This is a genomic window from Kribbella sp. NPDC104740 (assembly GCF_055583505.1).
Map to the genome: position 1 here is coordinate 517,457 of NZ_JBVJNV010000001.1, position 10,839 is coordinate 528,295.

Sequence of the window (10,839 nt, forward strand, 5' to 3'; positions counted from 1 at the left end):
GTGATGCTGTCGCCGCCATAGACGGGTGCCTTGTAGTTGATGGCCCCGACGGACTCGAACCTTGCACGTGCTCCGGAAGGCCACGCAACGATGCTGGATGACGCCGGCCAGAGTGCTCGGCAGATCGCGCGGCCCGGACACTCTCTACCGTCGATGACTCAGGATGTCTACATGGGTCGGAAGGCGAAGAATCCCTCGCGTGGAGTGCGCTGGAAGGGTCCTCGCAAAGACGGTGCACGACGCAAAAGCATGCTGTTCGGTGGCCTTAGGCCGGCGGCAGGTCCGTAAGCCCTCGTGCAAACCGCCGGCGGTGCTCGCTGGGCACCCACAGTAGGCGCCCGCGCCGGAGGCGCCGGTTGTGCTGTCGTCGCCGGAGGCGACGTCCTTGTAGTGGTAGGCCCCGTCGGACTCGAACCGACAACCCGCGGATTAAAAGTCCGCTGCTCTGCCAGTTGAGCTAGAGGCCCGGGTGTGGGGTCCAGTGTGACAGGTCGGGGGGGTGGGGGGCCAACTGGTAACGGACTTCAGGAATATGGGACCAGTGGGTGGGGTGGTTTCTTAGGGTGACAGGAGAGTGACTTTGGGTTGAACCGGATGGGGGTGCTGGTCGTTCTGTGGGGTGAAGGAGCGCCCCTGTCAGCGTGAGGCGGGTGGGGGTGGGAAGCCGTCCATTCACCTGAGGAGTTGGCATGGAGCGTTGGCAGGGGCACACGGTGGGGTTGTTCAGGGTTGTGGTGGGGTTCTTGTTTGCGAGTCATGGGGGCGCGGCGTTGTTCGGGGTGCTCGGAGCCACGCGGATCGAGGTCTTCGTTTGGCCCAGTTGGTGGGCGGCGGCGATTCAGGGGGTGGCGGGGGCGCTGGTGATGGTGGGGTTCGGGACTCGGTGGGCTGCGTTGTTGTGTTCGGGGTCGATGGCTTACGCGTACTTCACGGTGCATCAGGTTGACGGGGTGCTGCCGGTGGAGAACGGTGGGGAGAAGGCGGCTTTGTTCGCGTTCGCGTTCTTGTTGATCGCGGTGCTCGGGAACGGGCGTTGGGCGCTGGAAAGTAGCCTTCCTTCCAGGAGCAAGACGAGCGGCTGAGGGCCGCCGTGGCGGTGCACGACGACAGAGCTGGAGTGCCGATGGCCGACGACCGGGCGGCGCTGCTGCGGGAGCTGCATGATGTGCATGCGCCCTCGCTGTGGCGGTTCGTGGTGCGGCTGACCGGTGACGACCGGTTCGCGGAGGACGTCGTGCAGGAGACGCTGTTGCGGGCCTGGCGGCGGCCGCAGATCCTGACCGAGGACGAAGCGGGGGCTCGGGCGTGGCTGTTCACGGTGGCGCGGAACCTGGTCATCGACGACCGGCGCAGTGCCCGGGTCAACCGGGAGGTCGCCAGTGACGACCTCCCGGAGCGGCCGAGCGCGGACCACGCGAACGCCGTACTGGACGCGTGGCTGGTGTCGGACTCGCTGGCGCAGCTGTCGGAGGACCATCGGCAAGTGATCGTCCGCGCGTACTACGGCCGGCGGACCGTCACCGACATCGCGGCCGAGCTCGACATCCCGCCGGGCACGGTGAAGTCGCGGTTGCACTACGGGATGCGGGCGCTGAAGCTCGCGCTGCAGGAGAGGGGGGTGACGCAGGAATGAGCGATCCGTACCGGGACTGGGACGCTGCCTACCTGCTCGGCGCGTTGTCGGCGCAGGACAGGCGCGCGTACGAGGAGCACCTGCGCAAGTGCACGGACTGTTCGGCGGAGGTGGCGTCGCTGGCGGGCGTCCCCGGGACCCTGGCGCTGCTGCCGGGGGACCGGGCGCTCGCGACCCTCGACCCCACCCCGCCGAACCTGTTGCCCGGGCTGGTCCGGGCCGTCACGCGGGACCGTCGCAAGCGGCGGTTCCGCGTGGCGGGACTCGTCGCGGCGACCGCCGCCACCGCGGCCGCGATCGGCGCGGTGGTGGCGATCCCGCTGGCCCGCGAGGAGCCCGAGGGCGACTACGTCGTACTCGCGCAGACCGTCGCCAGCAAACTCACCGCCGACGCCCGTCTGGTCGAGGAGCGCTGGGGGACGACGATCGAGATCAGCTGCCGGTACGACGACCTCGCGACGCCCAGCGAACGGGCCCGCGGCTACGACCTGTTCGTCACCGACGAGAGCGGCAAGTCGACGCTGATCGCCAGCTGGACAGCCTCACCCGGTACGACGGTCCGCCCGGCCGCGACCACCAAGCTGCACCGCAGCGAGATCCGCGCGCTCGACATCCGCAGTTCCGACAGCGGCCGGATCCTGCTCGCGGTGCACTTCTGAGACCGCAACGACCGGAGCGCATGACGGCCGGGGGAACGGGAACCTGAGAGCCAGGAAGGGCCGGTCGCTCGAGAGGCAGGTCGTTCCAGGCCCCGGTGTTCAGACCCGACGCACCGGGGTCGCCTGCTGCCTGGGGGCGGTTTCGGGGTCGGTGTTAAAGTTCATCGCGGTTGGGAAGTCAGCCGGTGGCGCAGCATGCCGCCCGCAGTGATTTCGACGCGTTGAGGACACACGCCGGTGAGACCAACCCCCTACCCGTCGGGCGCAGTGGCCCGGTGAACGACGAGTTCGCCCAGGAGTTGGCCCGGATGGCCCAGGTCCTGCACGAGCAGCCTGACGTGGAACAGACCGCGGAACGCTTCCTCGAGTTCGTGCTGCCGCGGATCGGGACCGGGCACGCCAGCCTGCTGCTGGTGATGCGCGGCGGCCGGCTGGAGTCGGCGTCGGCGACCGACGCGCTGGTCGAGGAGGCCGACCGGGTGCAGCTCGAGACCGGCGAGGGGCCGAGCTTCAGCGTCGTGCAGGACGAGAAGAACGTGGTCAGCGGGGACGTGTCAGGGGATCTCCGCTGGCCACGCTGGTCGGTCGGCGTCGCCGGGGTCGGGTTGCGCAGCGTGCTGAGCGTCCGGCTCCGGACGCCGACCACCACCGTCGGCGTCCTGAACCTGTACGACGCCGCGCCGCAGCGCTTCGGCGCGTACGACGACGTGGTGGCGCAGGTGTTCGCCGACCACGCGGCGGTCGCGGTCGCGAACGCGCGCAGCGAGTCGACGCTGTGGCAGGCGATCGACGCCCGCAAGCTGATCGGCCAGGCGCAGGGGATCTTGATGGAACGCTTCGACCTGACCGACGAGCAGGCGTTCGCCGTACTGCGCAGGTACTCCCAGGACCGGAACGTGAAGCTGCGCGACGTCGCGCAGCGGCTGATCGAGACCCGGAAGTTGTCCTGAGCCCAGAAAAGTTCCTGACCCGTGTAACACCGGCCGTGTCGCCACCGATACAGAGGGTGTAACGCTGCGATCCCGCTCCAGGTCAACCGCCCGAAGGGCCTGGAGCGGGATCCGCTCTCGCGCGAGGCGCCCGAAGTACCCGTTACACAGACAGGCCCCCGAGGATCATCCCCGGGGGCCTGTCTGTGGTCGTTCCTCCTACGACGCTCGCTCAGTCGGTCGGTCCGACTCCGGCAGAGCGATCCGGTCGGCCGGAAGCCGTTCGGTCCGCTCGACGCCGTCGTCGCCCTCGTACTGCACCAAACCGGTCCATCCCGCGTCCTCGTGCTCGCGGCCGATCAGCCAGCCGCGGTACCAGACGCCGTCCACCTGGACGACGACATGGCTGGGCAGAGGGAGGCGGGACACCAGCTCGGTGTCGGGCTCGAAACCAGTCATGGCCGAAGGCTAGGCGTTTCCGCCGACAATCGCCTGTCGAAGGCGTGTTCCCTGCCGGGAATCTCACACCCTGGAAGCGAGTTCTCGCACCACGCCGACAGAAAGCCCCAGCGCGGTGAGCGATCCGGTCACCTTGAGAGCGCGTCCACCGGGGATCCGCTGGACCCAGCCCTGGCCGATCGCGTGCGTGCACAGGGCGGAGCCGACCGCGCCTGCGAGGTGTGGCCGGCGTTCGGTCACGTCAAGACATGAACGGACGAGCGGGCGGCCTCGTCCGGTCTTCACCTCGATGCCCAGTTCCTCCAGCCAGCGCAGGCCATCGGGGGTCAGCGCGAGGCCGTCGGTCCAGTCGAGCAGGCCACGTTCGGTCATCGTGTCGATGACGGCGACGCCGAGCCGTCCGGCCAGGTGGTCGTAGCAGGTGCGGGCGCGGGCGAACGCATCGCGGCGGCTCGCGGTCTTCAGGCTGGTCGCGACTTCCGTACGCCGGGGAGCCAGCGCGGACAGGCTTTCCAGCAGGTGCGCGGTCTCCGGGCTCGCCAGTTCGACGTACCGGTGCCGGCCCTGCCGCACCTCGCTGAGCAGTCCGCCCTCGACCAGCAGGTTCAGGTGCTCGCTGATCGTCGGGCGGGAGACACCGGCCAGCGCCGCCAGTTCGGTCGCGGTCCACGCCCGGCCGTCGAGCAGCGCGAGGCAGACGGTCGCCCGCGTACCGTCGGCGAGCATCCGCGCCCACGCCGCCAGTTCCTGCCCCTCGGTCGTCGTCATCCACCCATCGTGCCTCGCCCTCGGTTCGGCGCGGGCCGAAGCGTCTGAACCCACTACCGCAGCAGCAGGCGGTCCAGTTCCTCGTCGTTGAGTACGACGTCCAGCGCGGCCAGGGCCGGGCCGAGGTCCTCGGTGGTGAGGGTGCGGTGCTCGGTGCGGCCGTCGGCGTGCTCGGTGGTGAGCTCGGTGCCGACCAGGCGGCGGCTGACGCCGTCGGTGAGGCGCATCACGACCGGCTTGGTCGAGAACGGCGAGTGCGGGTTGGTCGCGACGTAGTGGTGGTAGACCAGGTAGTCGATCAGGCGCTGCGGCTCGTCGTCGGAGGCGTGCTGCGGGACCCAGCCGTCGGCGGTGCGCTTCGCGAGCGTCCAGGTCCGGCCGTCCTGGGTGAGGCGGTGCTCCCAGCCGGCCTGGTCGACGACGGCGCCGTCCTTGAGCGGCATCGGGTGCAGGATGCCGGCGCCGAAGCCGACGTCGGCCAGCCACGGCTCGTCGTTGATCCGGACCAGCAGGTTCATGTGCGTCTTCGGCCCGGACTTGTGCGGCTGGACGCGGGCGACCCGGCGCTCGACCTCGAAACCGAGCGTCTCCAGTACGGCGGCGAACAGCAGCGCGTGCTCGTAGCAGTAGCCGCCGCGCTCGCGGCCGACGAGCTTGGCCTGGATCACGTCGAGCTCGAGCCCCGGGTGGGTGCCGAGGATGACGTCGATGTTCTCGAACGGAATCGCGCGGACGTGCGCCGCGTGCAGCCGGTGCAGCGTCTCCACCGAGACGTCGCCGGCGGGCTCGCCGATCCGCGCCAGGTAGGCGTCCAGGTCGAGCCGCTCGATACCCCACTCGTTGGTCATGATCCCAGTGAAACCGTTCAAGTCGACTTGAGGTCAAGAGTCGTCGGGCAGGATGGGAGGCGAGTTCTCGACGAAAGGGTGTTCTCGTGAGTCAACTTTCCTACCCGCAGCCCGAAGGTGTTGCCCCAGGCAACGGTTACAGCCATGTCGTGACCGGCCCGGGACGGTGGGTCGCGATCTCGGGTCAGGTCGCGCTGGATGCCGATGGTGAGGTCGTCGGGGTCGGCGATCCGGCGGCGCAGGCTCGGCAGGTATTCGCGAATCTGAAGGCTTGTCTGGAGGCGGCCGGCGCGACGTTCGCCGATGTCGTGAAGCTCAACTTCTTCGTGACTGATCTGGCGGTGCTGCCGGCCGTGCGGGTGGCGCGGGACGAGCATGTGGACACGGCTCGGCCACCAGCCAGTACGGCGGTGCAGGTGGTTGGGCTGTTCCGGCCGGAGATCCTGCTCGAGGTCGAGGCGTACGCCGTGGTCGCCGACTAGCGGAGGCGGTCCACGGCGTACCGGGTCGCTTGCGCGATCGCTGCGTCGACTCGGGGGAGGCGGCGGTCGGCGCGGGCGGCTCGGGTGAGGGCGGCGACGGCGACGGTCGGGCCGCCGGGGAGCTCGACGACGCCGACCTCGTGGCGGAGGGCGCCGAAGGTGCCGGTCTTGCCGTAGGTGCGGACGCTGTCGTGGGGGTAGGCGGCGGCGATGCGTTGGGTGAAGACCTGCTGGGCCATCAGGCGCTGGACGAACGCGGTCTGGTCGGGGGAGAGCAGGTCGCCGGACCAGAGGGCGCGCAGGAGCGTGGTCATGTCGCGGGCCGTGGTGGCTGAGGCGTTGGCGGCTTCGTAGACGCCGGGCGGGGTGGTGGCGTCGTTGTCCGCGAGGGCGGCGAGGGCCGCGTCGGCGTCGGTCGCTCTGGTACGGCGGATGAGGTCGCGGAGGTTGTCGGCGGTACCTCGGCGGATGCGGGTACCAGTCAGGCCGGTGCGGTGCAGGAGGTCGGCGACGCGGTCGAGGCCGACGACGTCGAGCAGGGCGTCGGCGGCGGCGTTGTCGGACAGCGCCATGGTCGAGGCGGCGAGGTCGCGCAGCGAGAGGGTGACCGGGTCGGTGAAGATCGAGAGGCCGGTCGGGCCGGGGGTGCGGTCGGTCGGTTGCAGGGTGACCGGCTCCCGAGGATCCAGGCCGCGGTCGATCAGCTCGGCGAAGGCGATGACGAGCGGCAGTTTGTAGACCGAGGCCATCGGTACGACGTCGTCGGCGTCGAGGGTGATCGCCTCGTCGGGGCGGTCGAGGGAGATCGCGTGGAACCAGCCGCGGGCGCCGGCGTCCTCGAAGATCGCGCGGAGCTGGGCGCTCATGGCGTCACCGCCGGAACGGCTGCTCGGAGTCGGGCGCTCACGGCGTCACCGCCAGAGCCTGGGCGATCCGGGCCAAGGCCTCGGGGAGCAGGGCGGACGGCGTACGGGTGGCCGGCCAGACCAGGCGGAGGCGGACGGGCAGCGGGTCGTCGACCAGCGGATGGCGGCCGAGGCCGGTGGCGTGCAGACCCGAGTCCGGGGTGACGACGATGGCCTGGCCCGCAGCGGCCATGGCCAGCGCCGCTCGGTCGTCGGTGACGACCACTGTGCCGCCTGCTGGTCTGTGCAGGTCCAGGGTGTCCAGTACGAGGTCTCTGGCCGCCGGTGCTTCAGCCCGCGGGCGTACGGCGATCGGCAGGGCGTCCAGGTCCCGCAGCTTGAGCGGTGTGGCGTCGTCCGGGTGCAGGGTGGTCGGTACGAGCGCGTGAGTCGGCAGGAGCGTCACCGGGCCGGCCTCCAGCCCGTCCAGCACAGCCGGGTGCAGTACGACGGCCAGGTGCAGCCGCGTCGACGTCAGCTGCGGCAGGAGCTGGCTGGTCGGAGCGGTGACGACTGTGACTCGGCCTGAGGGCAGGGCTGCGGCTACAGCCGCTCCTAGCGACGGCGGGACCTCCGGAGTCAGCCCGAGCCGCACCTCCGGGCCCTCGGGGTCCTGGGCACCTGCTGCGTGGTGGAACTCGTCGAGCGAGCCCAGCGCGCGCCGGGCGTACGGGAGCAGGGCCGCACCGGCAGGAGTGAGCTGGACTCGGCCAGGGCCGCGTTCGAACAGCTTGGCGCCGACCAGGGACTCCAGGCGGCGCAGGCCCTGGGAGAGCGGTGGCTGGGTGATGCCGACGACGCGAGCGGCGTCGCCGAAGTGCTGTTCATCGGCGAGTGCTACGAAGATTTGCAGGTGGCGTTCAGTGAGCATGACCTGGCTGACCTGGGGCGATATGTGCAGGCAATCGGGTCATGTGTAAGAGCATATTCGACATCGCCGCACCGAAGCGCCTTGACTGAGCAACACGTCGAGGTGAGGAGACTGGGGATGACGGTGAGCCGGAGAGGTGTGCTCAAGGGAGCAGCGGTCGCGGCGGTGGGTGCTGCCGCGACAACCGCAGGAGTACGGGCTGCGACCGCAGAAACAGCAGAAACCGACCGCCAGCCCGTGGAGCTGACCTGGTGGGGCAACCACGCGTGGCAGATCCGCTGCGGAGATGCGGTGGTGCTGACCGACCCGTGGCTGACCAGGTTCCGCACAGGTACCTACAAGCCGGAGGGCGCGGACGACTCGACCAGGATCGTCAGCAAGCCCAGCGTGATCGACAAGTACGTCACCAAGGCCGACGCGATCCTGGTTCACCACGGGCACTACGACCACCTCCCCGACGTCCCGTACGTCGCACGCCGGACGAAGGCGACGGTGCTCGGCAACGAGACGCACCTCAACCTGCTGCGGGCGCTGCGGGCGCCGGGTGACCAGCTGACACAGGTGGTCGGCGGGGAGTACCTGCCCTTCAGCAAGGGCTTCACCGTGGAGGTGTTCCGGTCGCTGCACTCCTGCGGCGGGGCGCGGCACCAGTTCGCGTACCCGGGGACACGGCCGGGCGCCGTACCGGCCAAGCCGCGGACGATCGCGGACCTGGTCGAGGGCGGGACGCTGGCCTACGTGCTGACGATCGGTGGGCTGCGGATCCTGAGTCTGAGCACGGCCGGGTTCGACCCGGTGGCGCTGAAGGACCTGCAGGTGGACGTCGTACTGGCTGCGCCCGGTGGTGAGCCCGGGGTGACCGATCGGCTGCTGTCGACGATCAAGCCGGTACCGCTGGTGATCGCGACGCACTGGGACGACTTCGACGAGCCGCTCGACAAGCCGGCCGTCGACTGGGGTGGTCTCGCGAAGCTGCAGGCGTCGGTCGTTGCCGCGGGCGCCGAGTTCCGGAAGGTCGACCACCTGGAGTCGATCACGCTGTAGAAAGCTTCACGCCGGGCGCACTCCAGCGGCCAACGCGCCCGGCGTGAACCAGCTCAGGCGAGGCTGGTGTCGGTCGACGGGGTGAGGCGGTAGCCCTGGTGGGCCGAGAACTCCGCGGCCAGGGCGAAGCGGTCGCCGCGGACGACGGTGTGCCGCCACTCGAGCGGGCGGCCCTGCGCGTGGGCGAGGCGGTTGATGGAGAAGACCGCGGCTCCGGCGGGGCAGTGCAGGAGGGCCCGCTCGGCCGGGGTCGGGTTGACGGCGCGGATGTCCTCGCGGCCGTTCTCCAGGCGGAGGCCGGTGCGGGCCGCCAGTTCGGCGTACAGGCTGGTGTGGCTGAAGTCGGCTTCGAGCAGGCTGTCGGCGACGTCAGCCGGCAGCCAGACGCGGTCGAGGGCCAGCGGCTCGTCGCCAGCGAAACGGACGCGTTCGAGGTAGACCAACGGGATCGACGCCTCCAGGCCGAGCCGGCTGGCGATCACGCCGTCGGCGCGCACGTCGAGAGCCCGTACGACGCTGTGCTGCGTCAGGCCAGAGGCCTCGACCGAGGAGAACAGGCTGTAGAGCGCGCCCATCGGCTGCCGGATCTCCGGCGCGGTCGCGACCCGCGGCTGGCGGCCGCGCTCGGCGACGATCAGTCCGTCGGCGCGGAGCTGGCTGAGCGCCTGGCGGACGGTGTGCCGGCTGACCTGGTAGTCCTCGACCAGGGCCAGCTCACCGGGGAAGACGTCGTCGAACTCACCCGCGCGGAGCCGGCGGACCAGCTCCTCCTGGAGCTGTTTCCACAGCGGGCGGCCGCCGCCGCGGTTGAGCTTGCGCTCGGTCATCGAGGCCTTCCTGTCCGATCCGTCGGTCACACTCGCTTGCCAAATGTCCGGTCATCTCTTAGCTTAAATGTGCGTACATTTAAGAGCGAGGGGTTCCGGCGTGCAGGTCGAGGTTAGGTCACAGGCGTCGCCGGAGGCGGCGGCGAAACCTCATTTCGTCGAGCGGCTGCCCGGGTTGCTGGTGGTGCTCGTGCTCGCGATGGCGGCGGTGCCGCTGGGGCGGCTGGTGCCTGTTGTCGGCGGGCCGGTCTTCGGGCTGGTGCTCGGGGTTCTCGTTGGTGCGGTCGTGCCGGTACTGCGTGGTGAGTGGGCGCGGCCGGGGTACGAGTTCGCGTCGAAGTTCCTGCTGCAGGTGTCGATCGTCGTGCTCGGGACCGGGCTGTCGTTGCAGCAGGTCGCGCACGTCGGTGTCGGGTCGTTGCCGGTGATGCTCGGGACGCTGGCGATCGCGCTCGGTGGAGCCTGGTTGTTCGGGCGGCTGCTTGGGGTGCGCGGGGACACGCGGACGCTGATCGGAGTCGGTACGGCGATCTGCGGGGCGTCGGCGATCGCGGCGACGACGGCGGCGATCGAGGCCAAGAAGTCGTCGGTCGCGTACGCGCTGGCGACGATCTTCACGTTCAACGTCGTGGCCGTGCTGGCGTTCCCGCCGCTCGGTCATCTGATGGGGCTCGGGCCGGAAGCCTTTGGGTTGTGGGCCGGTACGGCGGTCAACGACACGTCGTCGGTGGTGGCGGCGGGATATGCGTTCAGCCAGGAGGCCGGCGATCACGCGCTGGTGGTGAAGCTGACGCGGTCGTTGATGCTGGTGCCGATCGTGCTGGGCTTGGTGATTCTGAAGTCTCGGCGTGACAACCGAAACAACACTGACTCTTCTCGTCAGAAGTTGCCGTGGCGCAGGATGCTTCCGCTGTTCCTCGTCGGGTTCCTCGTCGCGGCCGGTCTGCGGACCGCCGGTCTCGTGCCCGACGAGCGCCAGAGCGACCTCGCCCTCGTCGGCACCTTCCTCATCACCAGCGCGCTGGTCGGGATCGGGCTCTCGCTGCGCGTCGGTGAGCTGCGGAAAGCCGGATGGCGTCCGCTCGGCCTCGGCGCGATTCTCTGGGTTTGTGTGAGTTTGGGCAGCCTCGGCCTTCAGCTGGCGACCGGCACACTTTAGTGGTATGCGTATTCCGAATTCAGGGACAGGGCTAGAAAAACTCCCTGCCTAAGTCTTATGGTCTGATTCCCGGTCCGCCGGGCCGGCAGCGGATGACGGCGCCCCCCGTCATGTACGTCAGGAGCAGACCATGGTGGAACCCACCGAGCGCGAAGCCTGGACCACGCCCGATTTCGTCGAGTTCGAGACCCCGACCGAAGTCACGTCCTACGCGGCCCGGGTCGACTGAGGCGCGGTCGGCGGGGTCCCTTTCCC

Annotated in this window: 14 protein-coding genes and 1 tRNA gene; 8 read left to right on the forward strand and 7 right to left on the reverse strand. The window is 69.7% G+C overall.

Features of this window, described 5'->3' with window-relative positions:
* Positions 1 to 391: 391 nt before the first annotated feature.
* Positions 392 to 467, reverse strand: a tRNA-Lys gene (locus tag ACZ6Z4_RS02395).
* A 222-nt stretch (positions 468 to 689) separates the two neighbouring features.
* Here ACZ6Z4_RS02395 and ACZ6Z4_RS02400 point away from each other — a divergent pair.
* The 4 genes from ACZ6Z4_RS02400 to ACZ6Z4_RS02415 all read left to right on the forward strand — a co-directional run bounded on the left by ACZ6Z4_RS02400 (position 690) and on the right by ACZ6Z4_RS02415 (position 3,242).
* A complete protein-coding gene (locus ACZ6Z4_RS02400) occupies positions 690 to 1,082 on the forward strand; it encodes a DoxX family protein (RefSeq protein WP_465557306.1) in 393 nt (130 codons plus the stop codon).
* Between the two features lie 41 nt (positions 1,083 to 1,123).
* On the forward strand, positions 1,124 to 1,633 hold the full coding sequence (locus tag ACZ6Z4_RS02405; protein WP_465557308.1) for a sigma-70 family RNA polymerase sigma factor: 510 nt from the start codon (positions 1,124 to 1,126) through the stop codon (positions 1,631 to 1,633).
* A complete protein-coding gene (locus ACZ6Z4_RS02410; protein ID WP_465557310.1) occupies positions 1,630 to 2,292 on the forward strand; it encodes an anti-sigma factor family protein in 663 nt (220 codons plus the stop codon). Before ACZ6Z4_RS02405 ends, ACZ6Z4_RS02410 begins: the two co-directional genes overlap by 4 nt.
* Positions 2,293 to 2,567: 275 nt before the next feature.
* On the forward strand, positions 2,568 to 3,242 hold the full coding sequence (locus ACZ6Z4_RS02415) for a GAF and ANTAR domain-containing protein (RefSeq protein WP_465557312.1): 675 nt from the start codon (positions 2,568 to 2,570) through the stop codon (positions 3,240 to 3,242).
* A gap of 198 nt (positions 3,243 to 3,440) precedes the next feature.
* On the opposite strand, the gene ACZ6Z4_RS02420 is transcribed toward ACZ6Z4_RS02415, so the two are convergent.
* The 3 genes from ACZ6Z4_RS02420 to ACZ6Z4_RS02430 form a co-directional block, all read right to left on the reverse strand.
* Positions 3,441 to 3,680, reverse strand: coding sequence for a hypothetical protein (locus ACZ6Z4_RS02420; protein ID WP_465557314.1), 240 nt, complete (start codon positions 3,678 to 3,680; stop codon positions 3,441 to 3,443).
* Positions 3,681 to 3,743: 63 nt separating this feature from the next.
* The gene (locus ACZ6Z4_RS02425) at positions 3,744 to 4,448 is read right to left on the reverse strand and encodes an ArsR/SmtB family transcription factor (protein ID WP_465557316.1); all 705 of its coding nucleotides are present in this window, start codon (positions 4,446 to 4,448) and stop codon (positions 3,744 to 3,746) included.
* A 53-nt stretch (positions 4,449 to 4,501) separates the two neighbouring features.
* Positions 4,502 to 5,296 carry an arylamine N-acetyltransferase family protein gene (locus tag ACZ6Z4_RS02430; RefSeq protein WP_465557318.1) on the reverse strand — a complete coding sequence of 265 codons (795 nt, stop codon included), beginning with the start codon at positions 5,294 to 5,296 and terminating at the stop codon, positions 4,502 to 4,504.
* A gap of 86 nt (positions 5,297 to 5,382) precedes the next feature.
* On the opposite strand from ACZ6Z4_RS02430, the gene ACZ6Z4_RS02435 reads away from it, so the two are divergent.
* Positions 5,383 to 5,778 (forward strand): RidA family protein, encoded by a 396-nt coding sequence (locus tag ACZ6Z4_RS02435; RefSeq protein ID WP_465557320.1) that lies wholly within the window; start codon positions 5,383 to 5,385, stop codon positions 5,776 to 5,778.
* Here ACZ6Z4_RS02435 and ACZ6Z4_RS02440 read toward each other — a convergent pair.
* Both ACZ6Z4_RS02440 and ACZ6Z4_RS02445 read right to left on the reverse strand, forming a co-directional pair.
* On the reverse strand, positions 5,775 to 6,644 hold the full coding sequence (locus ACZ6Z4_RS02440; RefSeq protein ID WP_465557322.1) for a serine hydrolase: 870 nt from the start codon (positions 6,642 to 6,644) through the stop codon (positions 5,775 to 5,777). The two genes, ACZ6Z4_RS02435 and ACZ6Z4_RS02440, sit on opposite strands and share 4 nt — an antisense overlap.
* Before the next feature lie 37 nt (positions 6,645 to 6,681).
* The gene (locus ACZ6Z4_RS02445; RefSeq protein WP_465557324.1) at positions 6,682 to 7,554 is read right to left on the reverse strand and encodes a LysR family transcriptional regulator; all 873 of its coding nucleotides are present in this window, start codon (positions 7,552 to 7,554) and stop codon (positions 6,682 to 6,684) included.
* A gap of 117 nt (positions 7,555 to 7,671) precedes the next feature.
* On the opposite strand from ACZ6Z4_RS02445, the gene ACZ6Z4_RS02450 reads away from it, so the two are divergent.
* Positions 7,672 to 8,598, forward strand: coding sequence for an MBL fold metallo-hydrolase (locus tag ACZ6Z4_RS02450; RefSeq protein WP_465557326.1), 927 nt, complete (start codon positions 7,672 to 7,674; stop codon positions 8,596 to 8,598).
* 53 nt (positions 8,599 to 8,651) lie between these two features.
* Here ACZ6Z4_RS02450 and ACZ6Z4_RS02455 read toward each other — a convergent pair whose 3' ends face one another.
* On the reverse strand, positions 8,652 to 9,425 hold the full coding sequence (locus ACZ6Z4_RS02455; RefSeq protein ID WP_465557328.1) for a GntR family transcriptional regulator: 774 nt from the start codon (positions 9,423 to 9,425) through the stop codon (positions 8,652 to 8,654).
* Between the two features lie 100 nt (positions 9,426 to 9,525).
* Here ACZ6Z4_RS02455 and ACZ6Z4_RS02460 point away from each other — a divergent pair, with 100 nt between their 5' ends.
* Entirely contained in the window at positions 9,526 to 10,584 is a 1,059-nt protein-coding gene (locus ACZ6Z4_RS02460) for a YeiH family protein (RefSeq protein ID WP_465557330.1), read from the forward strand.
* Between the two features lie 130 nt (positions 10,585 to 10,714).
* Positions 10,715 to 10,813, forward strand: coding sequence for a pyrroloquinoline quinone precursor peptide PqqA (pqqA, locus tag ACZ6Z4_RS02465; protein WP_363667533.1), 99 nt, complete (start codon positions 10,715 to 10,717; stop codon positions 10,811 to 10,813).
* Positions 10,814 to 10,839: the final 26 nt, after the last annotated feature.

Bases quoted from the DNA above. Each gene is read 5' to 3' on its own strand.
- ACZ6Z4_RS02445 (WP_465557324.1), bottom strand. From the start codon at position 7,554: ATGCTCACTGAACGCCACCTGCAAATCTTCGTAGCACTCGCCGATGAA.
- ACZ6Z4_RS02425 (WP_465557316.1), bottom strand. From the start codon at position 4,448: ATGACGACGACCGAGGGGCAGGAACTGGCGGCGTGGGCGCGGATGCTC.
- ACZ6Z4_RS02410 (WP_465557310.1), top strand. From the start codon at position 1,630: ATGAGCGATCCGTACCGGGACTGGGACGCTGCCTACCTGCTCGGCGCG.
- ACZ6Z4_RS02440 (WP_465557322.1), bottom strand. From the start codon at position 6,644: ATGAGCGCCCAGCTCCGCGCGATCTTCGAGGACGCCGGCGCCCGCGGC.
- ACZ6Z4_RS02405 (WP_465557308.1), top strand. From the start codon at position 1,124: ATGGCCGACGACCGGGCGGCGCTGCTGCGGGAGCTGCATGATGTGCAT.
- ACZ6Z4_RS02430 (WP_465557318.1), bottom strand. From the start codon at position 5,296: ATGACCAACGAGTGGGGTATCGAGCGGCTCGACCTGGACGCCTACCTG.
- pqqA (WP_363667533.1), top strand. From the start codon at position 10,715: ATGGTGGAACCCACCGAGCGCGAAGCCTGGACCACGCCCGATTTCGTC.
- ACZ6Z4_RS02450 (WP_465557326.1), top strand. From the start codon at position 7,672: ATGACGGTGAGCCGGAGAGGTGTGCTCAAGGGAGCAGCGGTCGCGGCG.
- ACZ6Z4_RS02400 (WP_465557306.1), top strand. From the start codon at position 690: ATGGAGCGTTGGCAGGGGCACACGGTGGGGTTGTTCAGGGTTGTGGTG.
- ACZ6Z4_RS02420 (WP_465557314.1), bottom strand. From the start codon at position 3,680: ATGACTGGTTTCGAGCCCGACACCGAGCTGGTGTCCCGCCTCCCTCTG.
- ACZ6Z4_RS02455 (WP_465557328.1), bottom strand. From the start codon at position 9,425: ATGACCGAGCGCAAGCTCAACCGCGGCGGCGGCCGCCCGCTGTGGAAA.